General features: G+C 46.2%; 26 protein-coding genes. 7 read left to right on the top strand and 19 right to left on the bottom strand.

Going from position 1 to position 26,814, the window contains the following annotated elements; genetic code table 11:
* Nucleotides 1-63 precede the first annotated feature (63 nt).
* The 14 genes from C161_RS21050 to C161_RS21115 all read right to left on the bottom strand — a co-directional run bounded on the left by C161_RS21050 (nt 64) and on the right by C161_RS21115 (nt 15,435).
* The gene (locus C161_RS21050) at nt 64-1,266 is read right to left on the bottom strand and encodes an HpcH/HpaI aldolase/citrate lyase family protein (RefSeq protein ID WP_051449850.1); all 1,203 of its coding nucleotides are present in this window, start codon (nt 1,264-1,266) and stop codon (nt 64-66) included.
* A gap of 208 nt (nt 1,267-1,474) precedes the next feature.
* Nucleotides 1,475-2,731, bottom strand: coding sequence for a TerD family protein (locus C161_RS21055; RefSeq protein ID WP_036672554.1), 1,257 nt, complete (start codon nt 2,729-2,731; stop codon nt 1,475-1,477).
* Between the two features lie 30 nt (nt 2,732-2,761).
* Complete coding sequence (locus C161_RS21060) at nt 2,762-3,343, bottom strand: TerD family protein (RefSeq protein ID WP_036606267.1); 582 nt, start codon at nt 3,341-3,343, stop codon at nt 2,762-2,764.
* Between the two features lie 93 nt (nt 3,344-3,436).
* A complete protein-coding gene (locus tag C161_RS21065) occupies nt 3,437-4,012 on the bottom strand; it encodes a TerD family protein (protein WP_036606264.1) in 576 nt (191 codons plus the stop codon).
* Nucleotides 4,013-4,102: 90 nt separating this feature from the next.
* The gene (locus tag C161_RS21070; protein WP_036672556.1) at nt 4,103-4,696 is read right to left on the bottom strand and encodes a TerD family protein; all 594 of its coding nucleotides are present in this window, start codon (nt 4,694-4,696) and stop codon (nt 4,103-4,105) included.
* 35 nt (nt 4,697-4,731) lie between these two features.
* A complete protein-coding gene (locus C161_RS21075) occupies nt 4,732-5,178 on the bottom strand; it encodes a tellurite resistance TerB family protein (RefSeq protein ID WP_036606259.1) in 447 nt (148 codons plus the stop codon).
* 343 nt (nt 5,179-5,521) lie between these two features.
* Complete coding sequence (locus C161_RS21080) at nt 5,522-7,177, bottom strand: extracellular solute-binding protein (RefSeq protein ID WP_036672558.1); 1,656 nt, start codon at nt 7,175-7,177, stop codon at nt 5,522-5,524.
* A gap of 60 nt (nt 7,178-7,237) precedes the next feature.
* On the bottom strand, nt 7,238-8,107 hold the full coding sequence (locus tag C161_RS21085; RefSeq protein WP_036606256.1) for a carbohydrate ABC transporter permease: 870 nt from the start codon (nt 8,105-8,107) through the stop codon (nt 7,238-7,240).
* 14 nt (nt 8,108-8,121) lie between these two features.
* Nucleotides 8,122-9,039 (bottom strand): ABC transporter permease, encoded by a 918-nt coding sequence (locus C161_RS21090; RefSeq protein WP_051446994.1) that lies wholly within the window; start codon nt 9,037-9,039, stop codon nt 8,122-8,124.
* 272 nt (nt 9,040-9,311) lie between these two features.
* Nucleotides 9,312-10,376: a response regulator transcription factor gene (locus C161_RS21095; protein ID WP_036672560.1), complete on the bottom strand. Its 1,065-nt coding sequence runs from the start codon at nt 10,374-10,376 to the stop codon at nt 9,312-9,314.
* Nucleotides 10,373-12,148 carry a cache domain-containing sensor histidine kinase gene (locus C161_RS21100; protein WP_162163206.1) on the bottom strand — a complete coding sequence of 592 codons (1,776 nt, stop codon included), beginning with the start codon at nt 12,146-12,148 and terminating at the stop codon, nt 10,373-10,375. Before C161_RS21100 ends, C161_RS21095 begins: the two co-directional genes overlap by 4 nt.
* A gap of 227 nt (nt 12,149-12,375) precedes the next feature.
* Entirely contained in the window at nt 12,376-13,266 is an 891-nt protein-coding gene (locus C161_RS21105; protein ID WP_036672562.1) for a hypothetical protein, read from the bottom strand.
* A gap of 265 nt (nt 13,267-13,531) precedes the next feature.
* Complete coding sequence (locus tag C161_RS21110; protein ID WP_036672563.1) at nt 13,532-14,263, bottom strand: nuclease-related domain-containing protein; 732 nt, start codon at nt 14,261-14,263, stop codon at nt 13,532-13,534.
* Nucleotides 14,264-14,541: 278 nt separating this feature from the next.
* Nucleotides 14,542-15,435, bottom strand: coding sequence for an NAD(P)-dependent oxidoreductase (locus C161_RS21115; protein WP_036672564.1), 894 nt, complete (start codon nt 15,433-15,435; stop codon nt 14,542-14,544).
* A gap of 195 nt (nt 15,436-15,630) precedes the next feature.
* Between C161_RS21115 and C161_RS21120 the strand changes: the two genes are divergently transcribed.
* The 3 genes from C161_RS21120 to C161_RS21130 are packed head-to-tail and all read left to right on the top strand — an operon-like array spanning nt 15,631 to nt 19,386.
* A complete protein-coding gene (locus C161_RS21120) occupies nt 15,631-16,752 on the top strand; it encodes a GerAB/ArcD/ProY family transporter (protein ID WP_036672566.1) in 1,122 nt (373 codons plus the stop codon).
* On the top strand, nt 16,724-18,226 hold the full coding sequence (locus C161_RS21125; RefSeq protein ID WP_235193878.1) for a spore germination protein: 1,503 nt from the start codon (nt 16,724-16,726) through the stop codon (nt 18,224-18,226). The genes C161_RS21120 and C161_RS21125 overlap by 29 nt, the downstream gene beginning before the upstream one ends.
* The gene (locus C161_RS21130) at nt 18,223-19,386 is read left to right on the top strand and encodes a Ger(x)C family spore germination protein (protein WP_036672569.1); all 1,164 of its coding nucleotides are present in this window, start codon (nt 18,223-18,225) and stop codon (nt 19,384-19,386) included. The genes C161_RS21125 and C161_RS21130 overlap by 4 nt, the downstream gene beginning before the upstream one ends.
* A 135-nt stretch (nt 19,387-19,521) precedes the next feature.
* On the opposite strand, the gene C161_RS21135 is transcribed toward C161_RS21130, so the two are convergent.
* From C161_RS21135 to C161_RS21145, 3 genes are all read right to left on the bottom strand, one after another.
* Nucleotides 19,522-20,097 (bottom strand): hypothetical protein, encoded by a 576-nt coding sequence (locus tag C161_RS21135; protein WP_036672571.1) that lies wholly within the window; start codon nt 20,095-20,097, stop codon nt 19,522-19,524.
* Between the two features lie 42 nt (nt 20,098-20,139).
* A complete protein-coding gene (locus tag C161_RS21140) occupies nt 20,140-20,490 on the bottom strand; it encodes a hypothetical protein (RefSeq protein WP_156946144.1) in 351 nt (116 codons plus the stop codon).
* 73 nt (nt 20,491-20,563) lie between these two features.
* Nucleotides 20,564-20,926 carry a hypothetical protein gene (locus C161_RS21145; RefSeq protein ID WP_036672573.1) on the bottom strand — a complete coding sequence of 121 codons (363 nt, stop codon included), beginning with the start codon at nt 20,924-20,926 and terminating at the stop codon, nt 20,564-20,566.
* Nucleotides 20,927-21,116: 190 nt separating this feature from the next.
* Between C161_RS21145 and C161_RS21150 the strand changes: the two genes are divergently transcribed.
* Entirely contained in the window at nt 21,117-21,653 is a 537-nt protein-coding gene (locus C161_RS21150) for a hypothetical protein (protein WP_036672574.1), read from the top strand.
* A 102-nt stretch (nt 21,654-21,755) separates the two neighbouring features.
* On the opposite strand, the gene C161_RS21155 is transcribed toward C161_RS21150, so the two are convergent.
* Entirely contained in the window at nt 21,756-22,037 is a 282-nt protein-coding gene (locus C161_RS21155) for a hypothetical protein (RefSeq protein ID WP_036672575.1), read from the bottom strand.
* A gap of 165 nt (nt 22,038-22,202) precedes the next feature.
* A complete protein-coding gene (locus C161_RS21160; RefSeq protein WP_036672576.1) occupies nt 22,203-23,501 on the bottom strand; it encodes a galactokinase in 1,299 nt (432 codons plus the stop codon).
* 275 nt (nt 23,502-23,776) lie between these two features.
* Between C161_RS21160 and C161_RS21165 the strand changes: the two genes are divergently transcribed.
* From C161_RS21165 to C161_RS21175, 3 genes are read left to right on the top strand one after another with little or no spacing between them, the layout of a single operon-like run.
* Entirely contained in the window at nt 23,777-25,033 is a 1,257-nt protein-coding gene (locus C161_RS21165; RefSeq protein ID WP_036672577.1) for an MFS transporter, read from the top strand.
* Nucleotides 25,034-25,092: 59 nt separating this feature from the next.
* Nucleotides 25,093-26,019, top strand: coding sequence for a DUF2268 domain-containing protein (locus C161_RS21170; RefSeq protein WP_036672578.1), 927 nt, complete (start codon nt 25,093-25,095; stop codon nt 26,017-26,019).
* Nucleotides 25,994-26,782, top strand: a complete 789-nt coding sequence (locus C161_RS21175; protein WP_036672579.1) for a MerR family transcriptional regulator — start codon at nt 25,994-25,996, stop codon at nt 26,780-26,782. Before C161_RS21170 ends, C161_RS21175 begins: the two co-directional genes overlap by 26 nt.
* Nucleotides 26,783-26,814 lie beyond the last annotated feature (32 nt).

Genomic DNA, 26,814 nt, shown 5'->3' on the forward strand with positions numbered 1-26,814 from the left:
AATAGAGATTCTAGTGGAAGTTGCAGCGGGTTATGTGTAACCTGAACGTTCAGACTGAATTGATCAAGAATTGGGAACGTAGTTGTGTTGTTGCTCATGCTTGGGCAAGAGCCCGACAAAATGCTGCTGTTCATGTAACACCCCATATATTTGTGATCGGATTAGAATTCGATTCGCCCAGCTCAAGTGTGGTTTAATCTCATTCATTTTGTTATAGTAATTACTTTTGAACACACCCAGGCTACCGTCATTACGGGCGATGATGTCTTGGGCATCGGAATATTCCTCATGTGTAACAACGTACATCGCTTGTACGGGCTTAATATGAGAAGGATGAATGATCGTTTTGCCTACAATTCCATTTTCCTTGTCCATCATGACTTCACGCATCAATCCATCCATTGTGTTCGTAATATATTTCATTCTCAGATGCAGCCCTGATTTGCCCAGGGTTTCTTCGAATGGAGTCTGTCGTAATTGAGGTTTGAACACGCGCTCCCGCTGACTGAAATATTCCCAGACAGGACCTGAGATCACATACGGCTTGTCCATTCGACCAAACAGATTGATAATATCCGAGATGCAGTCACGGATCGTGGCGATATCGTATATGGTCAATTCCGGGCTTCGGCGCAGTCCAAACAGGCTGGAGAAATCGGTCGCACCAATGCGTACATTGAGCACATATTCAACATTTTCATCGAGGATGTTTCGAAGGCCCAGTAAGGTCTCCCAACGTGTCTCCCGATATATAATTGAAGCCGTTTCCAATATAGGCATTCCGTAGAGAACGGGATAATGATCCGGTTTCCGTTGATTATACTTGCGGATCTGGTCGAAATAGGCTCTTCCATTGCCCACACAAAACTTGGGCAATGCCACGCCTGTCAGCATGGACACCAATTCTCCCAACGTATCAATGAGACGTTCCAACTGTTGTGGTGAACGTACACGAGCAAACAGAAGAGGCATTTGATCCTGACTCAGCATGCCTGTCTCCATATAAGTCATCAGTTGAGTTAGATGCTGTACCAGACACTGCTCGGCAAACTCTACTTGGTCGTCACCCACAGCGTCCTCCAGATCAATAATAATAGTCGTCAGACCTTCATGTTTACCATTCATAATGTCGTCCGCGATATGTGTGCGCGTCGCGGGCATATATAAAGCAGCCCCAACAGCATATGCCAGTAGATCTTTGGAAGTCCGGTGATTGAACGAGACGGGTGAAGAGAAAAATAAAGTATCTTCTTCTTCCAGACTCAAAAAGTTAAAATATTTCAGGGTTGTCTCCTCCTCGCACCTTTGGCAATAGCCAATCTGCAATAGTTGATTCCAGCTGTCGGGGCATAAAAACCAATCCCTCCTAGTCTGGAGGGATTGATGGTCTATTATCGAGGATAACGTTGGTCAACAGTATCCTTGCAATGGTGCTGACCGATACAGCGTTTATATATTGAATAAATACAAATGATTACTTTCTTCCCGCAACCCACTGCATTCCCCAATCATGAGCCTCGTCCAACGCCTGATGCCCATTATAGAACTGCACGATTCGTTCAATACTGAATGTCTCATTGTTCACATTGCGTAACATCGCGATGCCACACATGCCAAGCGGACTCCCGTATTCATTCATTCGGACAATGATATCCGGGCCATCCTTCTGCTGGATAGTTACCACACCGTCTACTTGAGACCAGTTGGCCACACCACCATAAATATAGGTAAATACCAAGATGCGCTCAATTTCCGAGATACGGGCACCATTAATCCGCAGATTCTCTCCCGTCTTAACCGATCCCGTCCGGTCATCCCCATCCAGTGCAATATAAGGGAAACGATTCAGTGAACCAAACGTCTGTCCCAAGGCCTGAATCACATCTCGTGTACCATCCTTCATCTCGAACAGGCAGCCCAAGTCCAGATCCACACTCTTGCTACGACCAAACAACCCTTTGCTACCCTGTTGATTCCAGTTCAGGTTAATCAGGATTTCACCAAGTCCCCCCGCATTTTTCTTGAGGTTAATGGTGTCGCCCTTCTTCTTCAATTCAATTTTGCTGAAATTGATCGAATTCACAGGAGCAGGCGTCGGTTCTGGTGCGGGCACCGGGGGTGGTGGAGTCGGTACAGCTGTCGGAGGAACGGTTGAAGTCGTTGGTGCAGGTTCTGATCCACCATCTACATCCACACCAAAGTTAGCGCAGAGTGCATTCAAACCACCTGCAAAACCCGATCCTATCGCATTGAACTTCCATTCACCGTTATGGCGATACAATTCACCGATGACAATTGCGGTCTCCACTGTAAAACCGCTTCCCAGATCATATCTCATTACTTCCTGACCTGTAGCTGCATTGGCAAACCGTAGAAAACCATGCTGAACCTGTCCAAAATGATGGCGTCGTGCTTCACCGTCATGAATCGTCAGGCTGAAGGCGATTTTCTCAATTCGGGCAGGGATTTTGCCAAGATCAATGGCGAATTGTTTCTTCTCGCCACCAACCTGTCCACCATCCATGTACGTGATGAACGAGGTAGAGGGTTGATTATAAAAGATAAAATCCTCATCTCCAGCCACTTTATTGTCTGAACCCAGAAGGAATGCTGATGTGTCCAGCTCTACACCCGAGGCTGCCTCCCAACCAATGCCTACCGTTAGACGGGACAAGCCCGGATTGGTTTTGGTCAGATCACTCTTCTGGCCTTTCACGACAGAAATCGCCATAGCAGAATCACCTTTCTATGCCAAGTTATGTTATTGTGCATCCAGCCCGTAATTTTTGCATAAAGCAGATAGTCCACCTGTGAAGCCACTGCCTACCGCCTGGAATTTCCAGTCTGCACCTGCACGGTAGAACTCACAGAACACTACAGCTGTTTCTGTGGAATAGTCCTCTCCGAGGTCGAACCGAAGCACTTCCCGATCACTTGCAGCATCTACAACACGAACAAAAGCATTGGAGACTTGTCCAAAATTCTGCCCTCGTCCATCTCCATCATAGATGGTTACCGTAATACCGATCCGGTGAATGTGCGCAGGGATTTTACTGAAATCAACAACAACTTGCTCATCATCGCCATCACCTTCACCTGTACGGTTATCACCAGTATGTGTTACTGAACCCGCACCGCCGCTTGGATTGTTGTAAAAAACAAAGTCATCCGTACCTTTGGCTTTTCCATCTTCGTACAACAAAAAAGCCGAGGCGTCCAGGTCAAAGTCGACTCCACCACTATATTTGTTTGTATCCCAACCCAAACCAACCACCACACGGGTAAGGCCCGGATTCGTCTTAGTCAGGTCAATACGTTGTCCTTTGGCAAGACTGATCGTCATTTGTTTTTCCACCTTTCCAAAATATGTGATTAAATGAAAAGGAGAACCGTCCAGGAGACGGTTCTTCCCATCCTGTAAGTCGTACTGTACGTCCTATTGCAAACCGTAGTCGCGTGTCAATCCAACCAATCCATCTTGGTAACCACTACCGATGGCACTGAACTTCCACTCGCCGCTATGACGATACAATTCACCAACAACTACACCTGTTTCGATGGAGAAGTCTTCTCCCAGGTCGAAACGAATCAGTTCTTCGCTGTTTGCTTCGTTGACGATTCGCACATAAGCACGGGAGACTTGTCCGAAGTTCTGGCTACGTTCTGTAGCTTCGTAGATTGTAATGGAGAATGCAATTTTCTCTACATTCGCGGGTACGTTAGGCAGGTCGATATTGATCTGCTCGTCATCACCATCGCCATCTCCTGTACGGTTGTCACCGGTGTGAACAACAGAACCATTTTCATTTTGTGGATTGTTGAAGAAGATGAAGTTTTTCTCGCCTTCTACTTTACCGTTTGCATTGGCACAGAATACCGATACATCCAGGTCAAAGTCTTTTCCGCCATCATACTTATTGGTATCCCAGCCCAAGCCTACTGTGATTTTTGTCAAACCTGGGTTCGTTTTAGTCAGATCGATTTTTTGACCTTTAGAGAGATTAATTGCCATCGTATGATCATCCTCGCTTATTTAAGTGTATTGTAGTTATCGTGACATATGAATATCAGGATTATTGTCGATTTAGGTTAAATCTTGTACTTAGGAGTACCTGCGAGCGAGTTCATTGATATGTACCGCATGGGAACCCTCTCCAATTGCCGAGAATTTCCATTCGCCTCCATGACGATACAATTCACCACAGATCAACGCTGTTGAACCTGTGTAGTTTTCGGATAGATTGAACTTCACGAGCTCACTGGAATTTTTACCATCCAGAATACGAATATAAGCCTTCTCAATCATGCCAAAATCTTGCTTGCGATTGACACAGTCGTAGATATTAACAACGATTAATACTTTATGAACATCAGCAGGAATACGGGACAGATCCATTTTGATCTGTTCGTCGTCACCGTCTCCCTGTCCTGTTAGATTGTCACCTGAATGGATAACCGAACGACATGCACTTTGCTTGTTGTGGAAGCAAACCAGGTTGGAGTCCTTGACCAACTTGCCTTCCTCATTCAACATGATCGCCGATGCATCACAATCGATATCCGCTTGTTTCTTTCTTCCGAAGAAACCTTTGGCAGTTACCGGGTCCCAACCGAGACCAGCAATCACCTCAGTAAGTCCTGCATTGCCTTTGGTTAAATCAATCTTTTGTCCTTTGACCAAATTAATGCTTGCCACTGATTTTCACCTCCCTTCATATGTAAAATAGCTACTTAGAGATTGAATTCACTCGGGTTCAGTCCAAGTACAATGCATATCTCGGCAACGACTCTTTTCTCCTGATCATCAAAGTTGCCGTCAGCTGAACCAATCGCACTGCATACACCCACAATAACGCGTCCTACATCCGGCTTGGCTTTGAATTTCCCAATAGCTTTCAGCGCTTCCTGCTTCCCGATCTCTGGAGAGAACTCAAAGTTCGCGACATAATGATTAAATCGTGTAATCACTTCAGCCATATCAAATACTTTCAATTCCTGACTCAGGTTGATATAACCGGCCATCTTGTTCTTTTCTGCTTCGTCAATGGAACCATCTGCAAAAGCAACCAGTGCACAACCTGCTACCACGGCATCCATAAAATCTTTATTTTTAAACTTTTTGACTTGCTCTTCAAGTCCTTGTTTTGTTGAATTTAACCAGCTTTTAAATGAACTCATACTCAACCTCCAATAGTTTCAACCTGGTGTTCCGTACATTCTTTTCAAGATTTTTCAGTAACTTTCATGTCTACATCATGTTGAATATAAGTTAAATTATTCCTTAACTATACTCTGAAATACGGCAATATTCTACATTAAAAAACAATTAATACCTTATGATACGCATCGTTCTGGATATAGTTTCAAGCGAGATGCGAGAACTTTCTATTCACTTCATTTTTCAGTCAAATATTCCCCTATTTGAAGCCCAAACATAAAAAGGCTCTGATCAGGGGATCAGAGCGCTTATTTCTACCAACACCAAAATTATAAATCTTATGAATGATTTGAATCCATGAATTCACTCTGCTTTTTCAAAATCAGCCTGTTGTTGTTCATAGATTTCATAGAAGTCGTCCCAGACTAGTACATTATCCTTTTCCTTGCTCCACCAGTCTTTGTACCATGCTTCAATCTCCGGGCCCCCGCCTTGCTCCCACTTCTGCTGTGCTTCCGTTGCAGCCTGTTCGACTGTATATTTGCTTCCGCCAATGATGGAACGGGTAAAGATATCGTTGATCGCTGTTGTCACATTGGTCAACTTGACCTGAAGCTCCTTGGGTAGCTGCGGCATATGTTCTGAATGGGTAACACCCTCTCCTACCGGAAGATCCGTCATGTATACCTCACGCGCTTCCTTGAATAGTCGAAGTCCTTCCTTCTGCGACGGAATCTCTTCGCTGAACAGCATTTCTGTGTACCCGCATTTGCCTTCCTCCAGACGGCTGTACAACATGGCGTAATCGCCTGCCCAGCTGATCTCCTGTTTGTATTTCTCCTGATCCGAGATGCGCGGACAACCTTGATCGTTCAGCGTATAATGCGTGTTTTCAAATCCATTTTTGAAAGTTCGGCCTGACTCTATTTTGGTCAGAAAATCGATATATTGCATAACTGCTTCCGGATTTTTGGCTCGTGAATTCACAGCTGCAGTCATCTGAACCGGGTTATTCCACACCATCGTGTGCTGTCCTACGGACGTGGTTGGCAGAGCGATAACCTTTAATTTGGCTTCAGGAACATTCTGCATCAGTGTATCCAGTTCCTTCGCTGCAAACCCGGTATAATCCGAAGTCATGGCCGCGTACATACCGATTTTGCCATTCAGGAAATCCTGCTTTGCCTTGGCCCCATCCTTGTCGGTCAATAAGTCCTTATCCACCACTCCTGCTTCATATAATGCACGTTTGAATGCCGTGGCTTCTTTCATGTTGTTGGGACCAACCACCATCTCCCCGTCCTCCACATTCACCCAGTTGGCGTTGTACATATAGCGGAAAAGACCCGCTGTATCGCCGAACTGAAATCCACCGATGCCGTATGTATCCTTAGCTCCGTTTCCATCGGGATCATTCTCCGTGAATGCCTTGGCTACCGCCAGCATCTCTTCCTCATTGGTCGGTACCTCCAGATTCAACTTTTCCAACCAGTCTTCCCGAATAAAAAAGCTCGTTAGTGGAAACACCTCGTTCATACGTCCCACTTCATAGAGCTTACCATCGCTTTTGATGCCAGCCTTCTTGAGCTGGGGATATTTCTCCATCAAGGCTTTGTATTCCACACTCGAGTTCTCGATCAACTCATCCAGTGGCATCAGCTGTTTTTGATTAAACAGAGTGTTACGGATGGGCGTACCGAATTCAAAAATGATATCCGGTGCACTGCCAGAAGCGAATAATACGTTAAGTTTCGACTGAGATTCCCAGCGGGGAACTGCTGTATATTTTACATTAGCCGGGCCATTCTCGTTAATCCACTTGGACCACATATTATCTTCGATCGTACCCATGCCGCTTGGGACCGCGCCCCGATCATAGATCGTTGACGTGATGTTCCCCCTGTTGCCTTCGCCTTCCGCCTGTTCGCTACCGTTACCTCCTGTACATCCCGCCAGCAAACCACCGATCAAGCCCAGAACGAGACCCGACTTCATCCATGCCTTCATCGTTAACGCCATAGATAAGACCCTCTTTCTCTCCTGTAATATGAACCCATGCGGGTTAACCCACAGCCTGCTTTAACCTTTTATTGATCCAAGCATGACCCCTTTAACGAAGTACTTCTGCAAGAACGGATACACTGCCAAAATGGGTATGACCATCACAATGACAGCTGCTGCCCGGATGCCTTCCGGGGTCAGATTCGATATCATCGTTGGATCAGTAAAATCCTGTACATTCAGATTGGACATAATCATATTTTGGACGAGCACGGTCATGTTGTATTTGGACGTATCATTGATATAAATCATCACACTCATGAACGAATTCCAGTAACCCACGCCGTAAAAGAGAGCAATAGTCGCCAGCAAAGGTTTGGATAATGGCAACACGATTCGGAACAAAAGCCCCAGTTCACCACAACCATCGATGCGCGCAGCCTCGTCCACTTCCCCCGGCAGATTTTCAAAATAAGATCGCATAATCAGCATGTTGTAAGTGCTTACCAGACCCGGTAGCCAAAGCGCGCCGTAACTGTTCACAAGACCGAGATTTTGCACAACCAAATAAGTCGGGATGAGTCCACCGTTAAAAATCATCGTGAACACCATCGCCATCGTAAAGAAGCGCCGGTGGTAAAAATGTCTACGTGACAGCGGATATGCCGCCATAATCGTCACCGCCATGCTGAGCCCTGTACCGATCAATGTGATCTCCACACTGTTCCAGAATGCATTCAGAATCGGCGTTCCCGTAATTAGGCTGTGATAGGAGAACCAGGTGAAATCGACGGGCCATAACCCCACTTGACCTGAAACAACCGCTCTCGCATCACTAAATGACAAAGCAACAATGTTCAGTAAGGGCAGGATACAGCTGACGGCAACCAATGACAACAATACATAATTGATTAGATAAAAGACTTTTTCTCCTTTGGTTTTTCTCATGCTGTTCTCCCTCCCTACCACAAACCTTCGTTAAATCGACGCGCGATATAATTTGCACTGAAAATGAGGATAAATGCAACCAGTGATTCGAACAATCCCATCGCTGTTGTCAGGCTGAACTGTGCTCCCTGTAGACCGGTGCGGTAGATATAGGTACTGATTACATCTGCTATCTCATTGACATTGGAATTCTGAAGCATATACACCTGGTCGAATCCGACCTCCATCACCCGCCCCATCGACAAAATCAGCAGGAGAATAATGGTAGAGCGTATACCCGGAAGGGTGACATGCCAGATCTGGCGCATTTTGCTGGCCCCATCCATCTGTGCAGCCTCGTATTGACTCGGATCAATGGTCGTTAGTGCCGCGAGAAAAATGATGGCATTAAAGCCCATGTCCTTCCATATCCCTGAGCCAACAAACACCGCTACCCACGAACCCTTGTTGTACATGAACGGATAAGGTGCTCCCGTCCAGGCCTCGACCCAGCGGTTGACGATCCCATTTTCCAAAGAGAAAACCGTCATGATCATCATCGCAATGATGACCCAGGAAAAGAAGTGTGGCATATAGACCACCGTCTGCACCGTTCGCTTAAAGGCCATGTTTCGCACTTCATTCAGCATAATGGCCAGAATGATCGGAATGGGAAACCCGATAATGATGCTTAACAGACTGAGGAACAAGGTGTTGCGAATAATCTCCACCGTGCGCGGATCACTGAACAGCGTCTGAAAATGCTGAAAGCCCACCCATGGACTGTTCCACAGCCCATCATAGAAGTTGTAATCCTTAAAGGCCATGACCAGCCCTCCGATGGGTGCATAACGAAAGGTAAGGTAGAACATAATCACCGGAACAAACATCAAGATTAACGGAATATTCATCTTGAATCGTCGAAGCCGCTGCTGCCGAAGCCGCTGCTTCATCTCACTGTCCGGCGGTTGTAATCCAGACGGCGGACCTGCGGTCAGTTCTCCCTTCACATCCATCACTCCTCTCTGCTGTTGATGTACTATAGTTGTATTTTAGATAAAAATGTAAGCGTAAACATTTGTTATTTAACGATCCTTTTATAATTTTCTACGCAAAAATAACCCCACATGGTGGGGTTGACCTTGGAAACGAACAGATATTAAGAGAAGGCTTCTCTTTAATTTGAGACCCTGCAGCAGTTCGAGGGGGATTGCTACCGGGCACTTCACTTGGCTACTTGCTTGCGATATTCGCGGGGTGATACCCCCGTCATCTGTTTGAATACGGTTGTAAAATAACTGGAGTTATCGAACCCGGTCAGTTCCGCTATATCTGCCATGCTCTGCCGAGTGCTGTGCAGCAGCAGCTTCGCCTTATCAATTCGGCGCTTGCTGACATATTGGCTGAAGCCATGTCCTGTCTCTTTTTTGAACAAATGGCTCAAGTAGTTGGGTGTCACATGAACATGGGCAGCCACGGCCTGCAACGTGCATGTGCTGGAATAGTTCATTTCAATATACTGTATAACACGTGTAACGACATGATCCTGCTGTTCCTGAGTTAGCCGCATCAGCATATCCACCCACTCTTCGCTCTTACATCTGGCCCAAGCGATCACTTCAGGTATGGTATGAATCCAGAGTAGTGGATCTGGGGCAGTTGAGTCCATACCACTGGATTCCTGAGGCTGAAGCTGTTGTACCAGTAAGTCCGTCATGACCTTCATAAGCATATGAATCTCCGCTTTGCCTTGTGACAAGCTCATCCCGGACGCTTCTTCTAGCAACATCTCGATTCGATTCATTATCGCTCCGAATTGATGGTGGAGCAGCAACAAAGTCAGTTCCTCTCGCAGTCTCTCGGTACGGTCCACCTGGCTGTATTGTTCCCTGATCCGAATGTCGGACTGTTTTCGGCGATATCGTTCATGTGCCTTTTGTAACACCTGACATGCTTCATCGAGCGAGAACGGCTTTAACAAAAATTCAATTGCCCCATACCGGATGGCACGCTGTGCATATTCGAACTCACGATAACCTGTCAAAATGATAATCATAATGTCCAGTCCACTCTCGTGTATGCGTTCGGCCAAATCTAGACCATCCATCACAGGCATGTTGATGTCCGTAATGATCAGATCAGGTGTGTAGCTGTGTACAGCCTGTATCGCTTCTTCTCCATCGGCCGCTTCCCCAACGACCTCCCAACCGAGGGGGTTATTGCGAACCAGATGAATCAGACCCTGACGAAATAATGCTTCATCATCCACTACAAGCATACGTCCATTCAACAGAACCTACTCCTCTCAGTCACCTGAATTTCCCGGCATGAGTCCTCACCGATCTGATAAGGCAAACGAAGACGTACTAGCGTACCCTCTCCCACAGTCGACTCGATCTGTACACCGTAGGGTTCACCGTGAATCAACTCAATTCTTCGAAGTACACTCCGCATGCCAATGTGCTGACGTTCCTCATCTGCATGTGCCACTGGCGTCATAATGCGTTCAATGACCGATGCGTGCATGCCGCAGCCGTTATCTGAAATTTCAATGATGAGCAAATCCGGCTCTCTTTCATGCCCGTTTTGCCGCGAGCCACGAATCTCCAGATGGCGGTTGTTCCTTTTGTCCGAGAAGGCATGAACAAAAACATTCTCCACGATGGGCTGAAGCAACAGTCGGATCACCTGACAGCGAAACAATTCAGCAGGAACGGCAATTTCAATCGACAAGGCTTCCTGATACCGGGCCTGCTGAATCTGCAGGTAGTGATCTATTTGCTTCATCTCATCCTGCACGGTCGTTAGTTGCTGCACGGGTTCCAGCGTATACTGCAGCATCTCGGACAAGGCAGTGACCAGGCGAGCCGATTTCTCATCACCAAGCATATAGAACTTCCAGAAAAACATGCTCAGCGTGTTATACAGAAAATGGGGATTCAGCTGGGCCTGAATAGCTTTGAGTTCAGCTTCTTTTTCACTGAGTTCGCGCTCGTACACTTCATGTATAAGCGTATCAATCCGGGAAGCCATTGCATTGAATCGTTCACCGATGAAACCGAGCTCATCCCGTGTCTCGATCCGTACCCGTGTATCGAACTGTCCATCACGCACTCTTTTCATCGCGTTGACTAGACTCGCAAGTGGACGCAACAGTCTGCCGCTAATTACGGTAATGATGAACCAGGAGCATAATATGCTGGCTACCGCAGAGAACACAGCAACTTTTACAATAATCTTTCCCTTGTTCTGAATCTGAGCCAGTGAGACCTTGCTGACCAGGGTGAAGCCCGCTTTGTCTGACGTTTGCTTCGTATACAATTGGGTTGTTCCCTGCTCGTCCCTGATCTCCGTCGCCCCTAGGCTTAGCTCGGTAAGTGGTGGTGGATCCGCATCCTGATTATGAAAGGCATATAGAAGCTCACCATCTGCGTCAAACAAGTAGACAGCAACTTCCTCATTCAGTCGCAGATCTTTGAGATACGATTCGAACAACGAGGTGTTAAACAGAATTAGCATTACGCCATAGGTCTCCAGATCAACAGACCGCATTAATCGTCCCGCCAGAATCCAATTGGATTGTTCCTCCTGCAAGAAAGCATCCGGCCCCAAACGATTCCAACCATATTCGCCGCCCGTTCCTTCCAGTCTATGAACCATCTCTGCCAGATAGGAAGGATCCATCTGTTGAAATGAGCCAGCAAAGGCGCCGAGATTAAATATGTTATCCTTCAGGTCATATATGCGGAGCCCCATGATCTCCGGTGCATCCAGCCTTACCTGATACAACTGATCATCCAGTTCATCTTCTAGCTTCATCTGATCATAGGACGAGATGCCAGAGGTCTGTGCTTTGATGGCATTTTTTACGGAGGGATTCAGTGTGATATAATCGGTGACTTTATACATGTCGTGTACCCTGGAATCCAGACGTGCAAGAATCTGCTCTGCGGTAAGACTATACTGGCGACTGACCTCTTCATTGAACAGGTCGATATGGATGCGATAGGTGATCAACCCTGTGATTCCGGAGATTAAGACCGTTGCGGTAGATAAAAACAAGATTAGCTTCGTTTTAAATTTAAAGCGTTTACAAAAGTTCATCCACCACATCTTTCACACACCTCACCTATATTCCGTACATGTCTTACTCCTAAAAACATATCATACACCTATTGGAAAAAACCAGAAAAACCCTGACCCCGCTTCAAGCGGTAGTCAGAGTTTGAAGGCATGTGATCCAGACATGTTACCGGGATGTTCCAGATTAACTCTGGATCACGGCATTTTTATTCCCCGTAAATCTCTTTGACCCGTTCTTCTTCATTGGTAGACAAGAGAACATTAAGCAACCCCATGGCATTATTGGCATCGGTTCTCGTCGTCTTGTACATCTCGGCAAACGCCGCTTCATCCTGCTCCGGGTCCATCGCAGCAAGCTTGCCCCATGACGTTCGTGCTTTGTCGTATAACGTACTCAACGTAATGTCACGCGGATGCTGTGCAACAGGTGCCATGGATTCAAATTTCGCTGTGACCCTGAAGAAATCCATCGAATCCTGGAACGATGTACTGTTATAATCCTTATTTTTCATCGCATCTTCGGTAATCAGCAGACCTTCACGGGCGATAAACAGTGTTTTCACCATGGCACGTTCCAGATTGGTTGCTTCTTCCCAAGTTACATAAGATTCATCAGGTGCTTGTACGGTTGTAAAAAAAGGAAAGGCATCATCAATCAACCGCTGCGAATCGGAATGAATTGGAACCTCTGCGTTCATGTCCACAACAGCATCACTGTAGTTGGCTACATTAATGTTTTTGGAACCTTCCTCACTGACCCGACGTACTGGATGATCCGTAAGCGGAATACGGATATAACCGAGCTTATCGGCATACTGCTGCTTCAACTCTTCCAGTGTAGAGTCCTTTCCAATCTTGCCGTCGTCAGCTGAAGAAGCTTCTTCTGTAGCTGAACCTGTCTCATCACTCCCATTCGAACCGGTTGCTGTGGTTTCCGTTACGGTCGCATTCGAGCTGCTTGTTTCTGATGAAGCAACTTCTGTAGCGGAAGCAGACTCCGGCGATGACGTCTCTTTCGCTCCGCCACCACAAGCTGTCAGAATCGCTGCCAAACCAAGCATAACTGTGAACGTCTTTATCGTATAATTCCATTTCATCGTATTATCTTCCCCTATCGTATGTATATTCCTGAGAACCATTAACCTCTGCTCCAAGACTTGAACACTTACTTACAAAAATATCCTTTCATATAACATGCTTGATTCACACAATTGGACATGCTCTACATTCTATCATAAGTTAAAAATCGGTTGTATACGACGATATACCTGTGTCTAAAGCCTTTTACTATGCACGCATTAACTACCACCGCAACGCAAAAACACTGCCGCCCGTATGGACAACAGTGTTCGTGAAGCGTAATTATTTGATACCTTTAGCCTTCTCCATATGCTCTGACCGAATCTGAGGATCGGTGGAATTGACCGATGATAACAGAGCGTAGATCGCCTGAATATCCTTCTCTTGAAATACGGTTTCGGGAACCTCAGTCTCAAGTCGTTCCGTTTTGCGCTGAATCGTTTCCACCAATTCATGATCGTAGATGATCAGTTCATCCGAATTCACATACCTCACAGCAGGATCAACACTAATTCGGCAACGGTTGGTGAAGGTCACCATGGAGACGAGACGTACTCTTTTGTAGTCTCCGAGGTGTGCATGGATGGCTTCCACATGTGCACGATGCTGCATAAGTGGATTGTACATTTTGACCCGGCTGCTGCTGACCGACCAATTGGCCTCTCTTCGTCCGCCGCGAATCTCACCTGTCGTCAGATTTCTGGTTTCGATCACAAAGATTGCCCGAGGGCCGATCACAACATGATCAATCTGCGAATAACCGGAGCGTGACTTCGGATTGGTAACGAGTAGGTCGTTCAGCACTTTATATTGACTTGGAAGACCTATCAGCTGATCTGCTGTACTGGGCTCCTCCGGCTGGCGTGTCCAATCCCCTTCCGCCTTTTTCTTGCGCTTGCTACGGACCATACGCGGGGGAATGGTTGTCGTTGATGTTAACGCTGAAGCGGAGGCTGTAATCTGGTTCGCAAGCTCTGGCTGTGTCTTGAACAGAGACAGGATTTTCTTGAACATGGGCAAGCTCCGTTCTATTATAGTGTGGGTTACGGGTGACCATTACAGGAGGAATAACATCCTTTGACACATTCATTATGTAAACTTCTATTACTTATGTCGGATAAAGCGGGGTAAAAATAAAGGGAAAACGATCAAAATCTCTCCAATACGCAAAGTATATATGAACATTTAACCAATTCCGTGACTTTAGACGCATAAACAAACCGCAAAATTGAAAAAAAACAGCGCAACCCTTTCCTGAATAGAAAAAGAATACGCTGCTGTTCTCTTGGTTGTTAAGCCTGAAGATAATAGGTGTAGAGCACCTGAGTACCCTTCTCTTCCAGACCATTCTTCGCTATTTCCTGATACAGAGATTCGGCCAAAGCCAACCCAGGCGTTTTCATGCCCATCGCTTTTGCAGACTCCAGTGCAATTCCCATGTCTTTGATAAAATGTTTCACATAGAATCCAGGCTCATAATCGCCTGCGATCATGCGCGGACCGAGATTGCTGAGCGACCAGCTTCCGGCTGCACCGGTAGCTATACTCTTCAGCACGGTCTCCGCGTCCAGACCAGACGTCTTGGCATAGGCAAGTGCTTCGCATACACCCATCATGCCAGAGGCAATAGCAATCTGGTTGCACATTTTGGTATGCTGGCCGGCTCCCGCCTTGCCTTGCAGCACAATGTTGGTACCCATCTGCTCAAACAGCGGACGCACGGCTTCAAAGGCCCCCGAACTACCACCAACCATAATGGACAACTTCGCGTTCTGCGCTCCGATATCACCACCCGACACAGGCGCGTCCAGTGCATGCAGTCCTTTGGCTTCCGCAGCTTCAAAGATTCGTGCAGCCAGTAACGGACTTGAGGTCGTCATATCAATCAGATATGAACCCGGTTTGGCATTGGCTAATAGACCATCCTCACCGAGATAAATCTCCTCTACATCTTTCGGATACCCCACCATTGTGATGATGATATCACACGCAGCAGCCAGTTTGCCTGGTGTGTCATGCCATACAGCACCCTCTTTCACCAATGCTTCCGCTTTGGCAACAGTTCGCGTGTACACATGCAGCGGATACCCTGCTCTCTGGATGTGCCCAGCCATGCTTTTACCCATCACGCCTGTACCAATAAAGCCAACTTTTGTCTCTCCAGGTGCCTTCGTTGTATTTGTCATCGCAGGTTTCCTCCCAATTTCTCTATGCTTCGCTCTGTGCTTGTCTTCGACATTGCTATATCTGTATGTTAAAGCTTTCTGCGTAGTCCGTCCATATTGCTTGCAGCTTTCTGTGAAAAAATCTGAAAAAGGAATCAACTTCCTGTATGCTGTACAACCTAACGGAAACTTCCTTCATTGGAAAGGAGGATTCGCATGAGTCGTGAAAAAGGTCAAATTACCATTTGGTTGTCCTTTTCCATCATTTTATTAAGTGCCGGACTGGTCTGCCATGTCTTGTCCATCCCGGCAATTCTCGAAGCTGGCGGCAGAGACGGATGGTTGTCTGTCGTGGCGGCAGGGCCTTTTTTCATGTTGTTTCTATGTATGATGTACATCATCATTCGGCGAGTACGCGGACAGCGATTAACAGATTGGATTACCCGAGAATTCGGGGCGGTCCCTTCCTGGATCTTCCGAATCTCCGCTTCCATTCTGTTATTCACGCTTGGCACACATACGTTGTATGAGACAACCAACTGGACCGTATCCACGTATCTTCAATTCACACCTCCTTATGTTCTGGCAGGTGGCGGAGCACTGGTTGCTGCGTGGGCAGCGGCTAAAGGCATACGCTCCATTGCGATGACTTCCAGTCTGCTGCTGCCCTTTGTCATTTTGCTTGGTTATTTTGTAATGTCCGCCAATATGAAATACAAAGACTACAGTCTATTGTTCCCGATTATGGAGAACGGCATGGGTCCCGTGTGGCGGGGCATGATCTACTCTCTTGCCGGGCTTATGGAAATCTGGATTATTATGTTGTTCCAACATGAAGTCAAAGGCAAAATTCGTTGGTGGCATGTTCTGATCCTTGGCGTGTTTATGCTCAGTATGGCGATCGGTCCCACGATCGGAGCCATCGTGGAGTTTGGCCCAGAAGAAGCAGCCAAACAACGAAACAGTCCCTATGAGCAATGGAAACTTGTGAATATAGGCAAGCTGCTGCAGCACGTTGATTTTCTATCCATCTATCAGTGGCTTAGTGGTTCCTTTGCAAGGGTGGCCATATCCATGTATCTCATCGTGGATCTGCTGAATTTCCGCAGACCGAAGAAACGATATATCGCGATTCTCACCATTACCGTCATCATGAGCTTCATGGCGATGCAATGGTGGCGCATTGATTACGTGGATTATTATGTGGACCATATTCAGTTCCCGGTCATGCTCGCTTATGTATCCATCGTTACCGTAATATTGACCATTGCTTCATTAATCCACAAAAAGGACAAGGAGGCTCCCAAACGTGCCGATCTCAACCCAACCCAAGAATAATCCTGACGTTGAACCGTTCCGAATGAACGAGCATAACCTGAATACCTTTTTTGCCGGATCTGATGATGTCATCATCAATAGTCATATGATCGGAGAACCTCCGATGCAAATCCTTATGACCTATTGCAGCGGTATGGTAGATAGTGAAGCGATCTACCATATTATTCTCCCGGAACTCAAACGAACATATGAAAATACACACTTTATCCGTACATCCGACATTGAAAAGTGCATCAGCCTGGATTGGACCCGAATGGATCTGGAAGATCCGGCATTTGGAACTGAACTGATGTCTCTCCGTGTTTTTGAAGGCCATATGTTAATCTGTATTCCTTCCCTGCAAACCATGTGGAGTATTGATATATCTAACATCCCTACTCGGACACCGGAGGAATCGACCACCGAAGTTTCGATCCGCGGGGCAAGAGATGGGTTCATTGAACCACTTGCCGTCAATGTTGCCTTGATACGCACCCGTCTGCGTACGAACCAACTTGCCTGCAATATCGAACTGATCGGTACACGTTCTGCAACCAAGGTGGCTTTGATGTATATCAAAAATATCGCCAATCCGGAGCTGATCGAGGACGTTCAGGATCGGTTGCGTAAGATTGAGACCGAACGCATCTTGACCGCCAATGAACTGGAAGAGTTGCTGTCACCTTCGAAAATTACTTTGTTTCCCGTCACCCATTATACGGGCAGGCCTGACTTTGCTGCAGAATGTCTCCTGAACGGACGTTTTATCCTCATTGTCGACGGCAATCCCAGCGCCATTATTGGGCCAGTCAATTTGTTTCTTTTGCTCAAATCCCCGGAGGATGCCAGCTTTCCCTTCTTGCCTGTGAACGTAGGACGGATGCTGCGCTTTCTTGGCCTGATGATCACCGTGTTCCTGCCCGGATTCTATATTGCGCTGACATCCTTTCATATGGATCAGATCCCCTTTCCTCTAGTCGCGACGATCTCGGTTGGACGCATGGGACTTCCGATGGAATCGGGAATGGAGATGTTTCTCATTATGCTGCTGATGGAGCTGTTCCGTGAGGCAGGGGTACGTTTGCCAAGTGCCATCGGCCAGACATTAACCGTCGTTGGAGGTCTGATTATCGGTGATTCCGCCATTCGAGCCGGCATGGTCTCTCCCCTCATGATTGTCATCATCGCAGTTACCGTCGTAGCTGGAGCAACCATTGTGAATCAGGTCATGACCAGTTCTGTGCTGATCCTGCGGTTCCTTTGTTTTGTCTTGGGGGCATCCCTCGGCATCTATGGGTTCATCCTGTCGTTGATTCTGTTCCTCATCTACTTGACCGATCTCAAATCATTTGGCATTCCGTATCTCACGCCGCTAACACCGCTTCATTTCAAACAAGCGATAGCTTCATTATTCAAACTGCCAAAGGGGTTAGGTAAACGAAGACCCGTCTATCTTGAGACTCAAGAACCGCGTAAGAAAGGAAACGGACGATGAAACACTTGTTACAGCGATGTTTGCTGGGTCTGTTAAGCCTATCGATGTGCGTGATGACGAGTGGGTGCTGGAGTGCCTTTGAGATTCAACAGGTAGACTACGCCAAAGCATTTGGGATTGATTATAAGGACGGCATGTATCACCTGTATGTACAAACGCTGGATTTTGCCAGTGTCGCCAAAAGTGAAAGTTCAACCAAAAGTGCAGATACACCGCCTGTATGGGTCGGACATGCCGAAGGGAAGACCATGAGTCTGGCGCTGAACGAACTGTTCCGTACGGCTCAATTACACATGGCTTGGGGGCATGTGACAGCCATCGTTATGGCTGAAGGTGTGCTGACCAGCAAACACATCAAAGAAGTGTTCGACATGCTGGGACGATTTCCAGAATCCCGTTATACAACCTGGGTGTACGGAACACGAGAGCCTCTGGAGAAAATCCTGAGTGCAACGTCCATCTATAATATGTCGCCACTGGACAGCATTCTTCACAACCCGCTCCCCACGTACATGGAAGAATCGTTGTACCCGCCTGTGCTTAGCTTTAAGCTCATTGCAACACATAATGATCCGGCTACCACGACGTATCTGCCGAGTCTTGCATTGAACAATACCCAGTGGGCTGAGAATGAGAAGAAACATGATTTGTTTCTGGTGGAAGGGGCCTTTTTCGAGAAGACTGGCTATGACTTTGAATACTTTCCACGCAGTCAGCTTCCCGGTTATCACTGGCTAATTAAGGACATGCGGCGTGCCCCCTTACTAGTCCAGAAGGATGGAACGATCTACGGGGCGCTCAGTGTAGGGTTGCCAAAGATCAAAATTAAACCTGTCATTCAGGGTGAAGACGTTACGTTCAACATTGATGCCCACTACCTAACTGCCCTGTACGAATACCTGGTGCCCACTTCTTATGAAGAGATGATCCAGATCAGTGAAGTGAAGTTGCGGGAGCAGATCATGCAGACCTATCGTCACGGCCTTGAGCGTGGTGTGGATATTTACGGTCTTCAGGAAAAGCTGTATCGCAAAAATCCGAAACTCTGGCGTAAGTTATCAAACAATGGCAGCAAGATGATGCTTACCGAAGACTCGATTAAAGATCTGAAAATCCATCTCACCATCCCGTATACAGGGAAATATAAAAGGAAAGTGTAGCCAGAACGCGAAACACCCCTTGTCCGGTATGCAGCCGGATAAGGGGTGTTTGTGTAGATGGAGGTAGTTCGTTTGTAGTTCGGGTCATGCAGATCTATGACAGCGAAGTTTCCATTCCATAAGCCAGCCTGCTTCCTAATCCTCACTATCGAGAGATGAGTAGATGACGTGACCTTCGTCGTTCAATCCTTTTATGTCCCATATCATCTCGTGAATCGGCTGCTGGATTACTGCATACCACAACCTGCCGCTGGATTGATCGGAAGACGATTCCACAATTTCCGCTTCCAACCGTGAAGATACCAGATTTGGTTCGTAGCGAATATGCACCTGGGTAATGTCAGCATCGTGGAGATACCCGTATATAATATATATCATTTTGCCTTTAGACTCCTCGTATCCTGATATATGAGAAGAAAGCGGCTCGACCGGATTATCCTGCAGACCACCGCCCATTCTGGCCAGTTCGGAGAACCACATCTTTTGCTGAATCAAAGCAGGAGTCAGGTTATTCGTAGTGAGATCTTGATATAATACCAATTGAGTTCGCGTTTCAATAGTTGTAACTAGCTTTACCTGTTCTGGGGGAATACCTTTTTCGCTTAAGATTGTGTCGATGTCCTGCGAACCACAAGAGCGTATCAAAAACAGAGCGACCAATACAAAGAACAACACGTACGCTACCCGTTTACGGTTGCTTGTCTTGGGCATAGATTAACCTTTCCTTAAAATTGAATCTCTATAAACAATTAATTATCGTAGAAATGGTATGTCAGATAGTGCTGCCCCGAAGTAATTTACCAGCATCCATGCAGCGATCCATAACAATGGCAACTGCATGATCCAGTAAGGAAAGAGGTATCTTTTCTCATGATAAGAAACCCATCCCGAAACCAAAGCCGCAATAACGCAGAGTGGGTATGACATCAGTATATCGCCCTCCAAACGACTTGCCACCTGATACTCAGAAGGAGTGGGTGCAGCAAGCGACATTCCCATGGCAAATGCGATCAACGGCCAGATCAGTAATGTCAGACCATATATTAAGGTGAAAATCATGATGTACAAAAAACTTCTTTCTTTACTTCTTATATCTTTGCTCAACAATCGAAATCTCTCCCATGCGCTCATTTCATTTTAAAAAGACGACCAACGGCCGCCTACTCTCATCTAACTTTCACTTTTTATAATAATGCATTACCCGCAACCGAGTAGTCAGGATTAAGGTCTGAGGAATGAGCACAAAGACAATATACATAAGTACAATTAACCATAGATGTGCGGCAAAATGTTCTGCACCGAATGATGGTTTAGGACGTTCAATCAAATACCACCAACACGGGATGGCAATAAACCATGTCAATCCCGTCGAGACGAACAAGTCTTTCACATCGCTCCAAAGGAAGCAGAACAGCGCGACAAACAAAATGGGACCCGTCCACGAATCCAATATCGGTCCCCAGCTCTGGAAGACAAAGATAATGGCAGGATATAGAAGATTGATGGTCCAGCGCCATATGTTATTAGTATACAGATTCATTATTTTCCACCTCGCTACGTACCGTTGCAATTTCACGTGAAAATACAGGCTACAAAAATTTGCGAAGATATGTACTCTCGATTTTAAAAGGTTATTCAACTACATACTGGGAATGAAATGAAAAGAAGAAGCATGATTTTGGATATTATTGCTCATACTACCTTCAGGAAATTATCGAAGGAGTGACAGCATGAGGTTAAAAAGTATCATCGCCGTTGGAGCCGTGTTAACCTGCTCATCTCTGTTATGGGGCTGTGGTAATGGCACTGCGAATAATGCATCCCAGCAACAGAATGACACCGTTCGATCAGAGAGTTGGAGCGATCCCAAACGACTGGAAGCTTCCCATCTTGAGGCGCTTGAACGTATGGAGAAAGATCATATTCACCGAATGGTTTCGCTTAGCGCAAGTACAGATGGAGACAAAGTGATGACCACACTTGAACGGTCGAGTCAAAAATTGGAGGAAATGAGACCGCTCGCCGAAATGCTCCAGCATGAGGGACATCCGGCATTATTACAGCGAATCCAGGACATGTCCGGTGATATCCAAGGTTCCAAATCCGTCATTGCTGAGATGAAAAGTTTGCCTCAGGACGGCAAAATTAAGATTCAGTCCGAGAATTCCGATTCCTTGCATCACATCAGCAGCTTCCGTGATTACCACCAGTACATTCAGGGACAAGTGCAATCCTTAGACGGTAAATCTACGCAAATGTCCCACTAACCCTAAAGATAGCTCAGAGAATCGTTACAGTCGGAATACGATAATCCGATGGTTAACGGTTCTTTTTTATTAACTTTATATTGTTATCCCTATACTACAGCTTCATTCCACCCACAACGATACCCAGATGAACATGCTAAATAACAAGACTGGTGCAAGTGCGCCTGTGGCTAAGATGATCCAAAGTGTCGCGGGTTTGATCCTTTGGCAGTATGTATCAACCTTGCGCATCCGATCTTTGCGCCACTTGGCGAACCTGAGCTGTCTGACCATCCGACTCAGAACTATTTGCCGCTGCTCGCCCTCTTCGAATTCATCGATCGCACGCCGCAACTCCTCGTATAATTGAGCCTCTTCCTGCCCAGCTACTGTAGGTGTAATCATCTGATCCTTCCTCCCATGAGAACATTATTGAGATATAGCCACTACTTAAATAACACATTACAGACCTTCAAAGTTTGAGGATTTTTTAAAAAATGAACAACCCAAAAAGCCCGGGCATAGCCCGGACTTCGTAGAATCATGTTAGAACTATTTATCTGAGTGCTTTTAGCCTGCGTTAGCGATTAATGCATTCAGACATACTGCGCCTTGTGCACGCACATTAACAACAATAATCGGTGTGTCCAACATGTCGTGCATCCAAGACATATACTCTTCTACTTTTTCGTTCGGAAGGATCGTCAGAATAACCCCTGCGAATCCACCACCATGAATACGACAAGCGCCATCACCCAGGTTTTGCAAATAATTCTCGGTCAGTGCCAGCGCGATGCCAATCTCCTGTTCCTTCACAGCACCACTCTGATATACATTCTGCAACCACTTCCATGATGAGTTACCGGACGCCGTAATCAGTTTCAAGAAATCAGCAAAACGTCCATCCCGCAACGCCTGAACCTGACCATCGACACGATTATTTTCCTCCAGGAAATGAAGCGCACGCAGCACGGCACGATCCCCAGCAGCTTCACGAACCTTCTTGAGGTTGGCGTAGATTGCGTCAGCTGTAATTTCCCGAACATACTCACTTCCCAGTGCCTGAGCAACCGCTCTCATCTCATATGGCACAGCAGCGTAATCTTCTGTCAGATCGGCGTGGTTACCACCTGTATTCACAATGACCAATGAGTAACCGTTTTGTTGGAAATCCCACTGAACAGGCTCGATGACTGGCTGTGCAGGATTTTCAAAATCAATAGCAATGAGTCCGCCGTACGCACAAGCCATCTGATCCAGCAGACCGGAAGGTTTGTTCCAATAGTGATTCTCCGCATACTGACCGATTTTGGCCAAGGTCACAACATCCAGTGCTCCATCATTATAGAAATGATTCAAAATCGTACAGATCAGCATCTCAAATGACGCCGAGGAACTTACGCCTGATGCCGAAAACACGTTACTCGAGAGATACGCCTGGAAGCCGCCTACCTTATATCCGAATTCTCCAAATCCTGCAGCCATACCGCGAATCAATGCTGTTGTGCCATCGTCTTCCGTATTTGGCGTGAGGTCCGTGAGATCGATTACATATTTCTTGTCATAACCTTCTGAGTAAAACGTAATAACCGAATCCGCAGTTGGTGCTGCCACTGCAATCGTATCCAGCGTAATGCTGCCCGCCAGCACTTTACCGTGGTTATGATCCGTGTGATTGCCGCCAATCTCGCTGCGTCCTGCTGCGCTGAACAACTTGCTACCCTCTTGCGCGCCAAAGTACTCTTCGAACGTTGCGTTCAGCTTTGTGTAACGTGCAGTCTGTACCTCTACTTGTGATTGTCCATACATTTGGGCAAGCAACGCTTGGCCCTCCGTGGATTGGATCAGATTCAATGGTTGTGTCGTCATTCATAATCCTCCTATGGATATGCAGCTTTTATTTTTGACTGTTGGTGAACATGGTTGTCGCGTCTGTTTCATACCTTATTCCTCTCCCATTATCTCAGCTTCGTAGCGGAAAAGGTAGGGTAGAATTGAAAGTTTGTAAGCGTTTTGTGAAGTTATTTGTTGTAAAAATAGGATTGAAAACCATTTTAGAATAACTTAAATTTGGTTTAAGTGAAAACACATTATTTTCCAACCTCAAAGTTGCTATGCTTAACATCTTATTGATGGAGGGAACGATGAAAATCAAGTCGAACTATACCAAGTTATTTGGTGCATTTTCGCTTACATTTTTGGGTGATGGACTTACGCTTGCTGCAGTTCCTTGGCTCATATCAACACTAACGAGCGATACGTTGTATGCTTCTGTCACCATGACGGCACTTCGTTTACCCTGGCTACTATTCAGTCTTCCTGTAGGTGTCCTCATCGACCGTTACTCACGCAAACATATGCTGATTGGGGCAGGCTTTACTCGAATGATCCTTCTCCTTGTCCTGACGTTATGTATCTGGGGAGGATGGGTGAGCATTCCGATTCTGGCTCTGTTCATGTTTGGGATTGGATTGAGCCGAGTTGTATTCGACAGTACGGTGCAGACGGTGATCCCACAACTAGTAGATGAAAGTAAATTGGAGAAAGCGAATGGGCAGTTCACCGCCGGACAGTTAATCACAAGTGATATTCTGGGCGTTGCTCTGGGAGGGTTTATCATAACCCTGCATATTGTTTTTCCTTTTGCCATAGACGCTGTAACGGCTGTTATTGCTCTGCTCTTTTTGATCAGTTTGAAAGGAAACTTCTACCCCGGGGATACGGAAACAACCAAGAAGGAAGTTCGCCCGATGAAGAATTGGAAACGTGAGATGTGGTCCGGTATTCAATATGTCTATCATGATCGTTTTCTCCGCGGACTAGCCATTCTATCTGTCACCATTACGCTGATGTATTCGATCATCCTGGCTACTCAGATCTTTTTTGTACGAGATGTGCTTCAGTTGGATGCTTTTGCATTTGGTATTCTCATCTCCATTGCAACAATCGGCAGCATCGTGGGAAGCCAGGCTGTTGCTTATATGCGTAAGAAATGGAGTACAAAACAATTGATTATCTCCTCCATTTTGTGCATGGGAATCATCTACGGTGTGGTGGGGTTAACCACGAATGCTTATATGGTAGGTGGACTGTACTTCTGTGCTGCATTTTTCATTATTGTCTACAATGTTACCCGTTCCTCCATCCTGCAACGTTCCGTTCCTAATGAGATGCTTGGCCGGGTCGGAAGTGTGTTTCGCTTTTTGTCCTTTGGGATCAGTGCCATTGGTACGCTTCTCGGCGGATTATTGGTGCGGATTAGTGAAACAACATTTGATCGTGTATTCTCGCTGCAACTCCCTTATCTCTTGTTAAGCCTGATCTATCTCCTGTCTGCTCTGATATTCGCAATGAAGATGCAGAATCATTCAGAGAGCCAGCAGCGTAACATCAACGCTTGACTGTTACGTTAGGTCATACTTGATAATGATCTCAAGCTTACATGAAGGAGAGATTAAGGATGAAGATTACCGCGTTACGTTCAGATCAAATCTATGAGGAAATCATCCAGGCTGCACCCGATGAGAAATTGGAGTTATACCGCGAGCGAATGATGAGTCCATTCATGAACAAATGGAACATTCAACAGATCCCGTTTCGCTCTCAAGAGCCTCACGGCTTCGATGTGATCATGATGAATAACTTTATGAATATCGCTCCAGCAGATATTACACCTGAAATTAACGAATCGTTAGCAGCGATTTCGTCTGAAGCATTTTGGCAACAGTGTCATGAAGCTGTCCGTAGGAGTCTATCTACCTTTACAGATCACGGGATTGAGCTATCGGTCCCCGAATATCTATACACGATTTTATTAGGCGATAAGAACAGTCCTTCACTCACCATGAACGAAGGTATCAGCGGAGATGGTGGAATCCCCGGTTATATTATTGCGAACCTGATCCCCAATGGGTATACTCTACCTCGTATGCAATCCGTGTTAGCCCATGAATGCAATCATAACGTGAGATATCAATATATCCAGTGGAGTCCGCAGATTACGCTTGGCGAGATGGTTGTTAGCGAGGGGCTGGCCGAGAGCTTTGCCACATCCCTGTATGGAGAAGAATTGTTAGGCCCCTGGGTAGCCAAGACGGATATGGAAACATTGAATAAAGTTATCAAACCAAAGATGAAAGACCAGCTGCATGTCACCGGTTTTGACCAGATTAATCCGTATCTATACGGCGATGAACTTGCCATTATGCAAAATTTCACGCCCGTGGGTATGCCCTATGCAGCTGGCTATGCCTGCGGTTATCACTTGATTCAATATTATCTCAACAAAACAGGTACACCGATTACCGAAGCGACCATCACTCCGGCAAGTGTCATCCTTGCGGAAACAAAGGAATTTTGGAATGAAGACACCTTATTTCACCGTTAAAGATATCATTCAGATCACTGGCATCACCAAACGCGCATTACATTATTACGATAAAACGGATCTATTGAAACCGAGCAAAGTCGAGGACAATGGCTATCGGTATTATGATCAAGAGGCACTGGGGAATCTGCAAATGATTCTGTTGTTCAAAGAAATGAATTTCTCATTGAAAGACATTACAGCCATGGTGCAACTTTCCAAAGAAGAACAGAAAGATATCCTGAGAGAGCATCGCAGTACACTCGTTCAACGCAAACAAAAGCTTGAAACCATCATCGACCAGTTGGACGAGTATGTGGATGGGACGGATATCTCTCATCTTCATCTGTTTGACGACTCTTCCATCCTTTCCATTCAAGAACAATATGAATCCGAGGCGAAGTTTGTATATGGAAATACCGAGAAGTATCAGGAATTTGAAGCAAATGTGAGCGAGCTGTCTGCGGAAGAGCAAGAAAAAGCCTACCAGCAGTTCTCGGTCAACATGGAGCAGGTTTTTCGGGATTTGGCGAAGCATCAGGATCTGTCCCCTGCTTCTGGTGAGGTGCAAGCGTTAGTGCGTGAATGGAAGAGTTGCTTGGAACAATTTATGAGCTGTGATGATGAGATTCTGAGATGTATCGCGGAAGCCTATACGACAGATCGTCGCTATGTGGGTTATTTCGATCAGTTTGGCGATGAGGACTTTTTGAGGTTTTTGTATCAAGCGATTATGGTTTATGTGGAGGGTGGGGAGGTATCAGGTGTGAAAGATTTTAGGTGACCTCCAAAAGAACGCACTGAAAAAACACGGAA

Origin of the sequence: Paenibacillus sp. FSL R5-192 (genome assembly GCF_000517845.1) — a bacterium.
Classification (GTDB): domain Bacteria; phylum Bacillota; class Bacilli; order Paenibacillales; family Paenibacillaceae; genus Paenibacillus; species Paenibacillus amylolyticus.

Bases quoted from the DNA above. Each gene is read 5' to 3' on its own strand.
- C161_RS21085 (WP_036606256.1), bottom strand. From the start codon at position 8,107: ATGAGAAAAACCAAAGGAGAAAAAGTCTTTTATCTAATCAATTATGTA.
- C161_RS21115 (WP_036672564.1), bottom strand. From the start codon at position 15,435: ATGACAAATACAACGAAGGCACCTGGAGAGACAAAAGTTGGCTTTATT.
- C161_RS21150 (WP_036672574.1), top strand. From the start codon at position 21,117: ATGAGGTTAAAAAGTATCATCGCCGTTGGAGCCGTGTTAACCTGCTCA.
- C161_RS21090 (WP_051446994.1), bottom strand. From the start codon at position 9,039: ATGAAGCAGCGGCTTCGGCAGCAGCGGCTTCGACGATTCAAGATGAAT.
- C161_RS21080 (WP_036672558.1), bottom strand. From the start codon at position 7,177: ATGGCGTTAACGATGAAGGCATGGATGAAGTCGGGTCTCGTTCTGGGC.
- C161_RS21160 (WP_036672576.1), bottom strand. From the start codon at position 23,501: ATGACGACACAACCATTGAATCTGATCCAATCCACGGAGGGCCAAGCG.
- C161_RS21170 (WP_036672578.1), top strand. From the start codon at position 25,093: ATGAAGATTACCGCGTTACGTTCAGATCAAATCTATGAGGAAATCATC.
- C161_RS21055 (WP_036672554.1), bottom strand. From the start codon at position 2,731: ATGGCGATTTCTGTCGTGAAAGGCCAGAAGAGTGATCTGACCAAAACC.
- C161_RS21110 (WP_036672563.1), bottom strand. From the start codon at position 14,263: ATGTTCAAGAAAATCCTGTCTCTGTTCAAGACACAGCCAGAGCTTGCG.
- C161_RS21165 (WP_036672577.1), top strand. From the start codon at position 23,777: ATGAAAATCAAGTCGAACTATACCAAGTTATTTGGTGCATTTTCGCTT.
- C161_RS21065 (WP_036606264.1), bottom strand. From the start codon at position 4,012: ATGGCAATTAATCTCTCTAAAGGTCAAAAAATCGATCTGACTAAAACG.
- C161_RS21105 (WP_036672562.1), bottom strand. From the start codon at position 13,266: ATGAAATGGAATTATACGATAAAGACGTTCACAGTTATGCTTGGTTTG.
- C161_RS21120 (WP_036672566.1), top strand. From the start codon at position 15,631: ATGAGTCGTGAAAAAGGTCAAATTACCATTTGGTTGTCCTTTTCCATC.
- C161_RS21060 (WP_036606267.1), bottom strand. From the start codon at position 3,343: ATGACGATCAGTCTTGCCAAAGGACAACGTATTGACCTGACTAAGACG.
- C161_RS21075 (WP_036606259.1), bottom strand. From the start codon at position 5,178: ATGAGTTCATTTAAAAGCTGGTTAAATTCAACAAAACAAGGACTTGAA.
- C161_RS21130 (WP_036672569.1), top strand. From the start codon at position 18,223: ATGAAACACTTGTTACAGCGATGTTTGCTGGGTCTGTTAAGCCTATCG.
- C161_RS21135 (WP_036672571.1), bottom strand. From the start codon at position 20,097: ATGCCCAAGACAAGCAACCGTAAACGGGTAGCGTACGTGTTGTTCTTT.
- C161_RS21155 (WP_036672575.1), bottom strand. From the start codon at position 22,037: ATGATTACACCTACAGTAGCTGGGCAGGAAGAGGCTCAATTATACGAG.
- C161_RS21175 (WP_036672579.1), top strand. From the start codon at position 25,994: ATGAAGACACCTTATTTCACCGTTAAAGATATCATTCAGATCACTGGC.
- C161_RS21145 (WP_036672573.1), bottom strand. From the start codon at position 20,926: ATGAATCTGTATACTAATAACATATGGCGCTGGACCATCAATCTTCTA.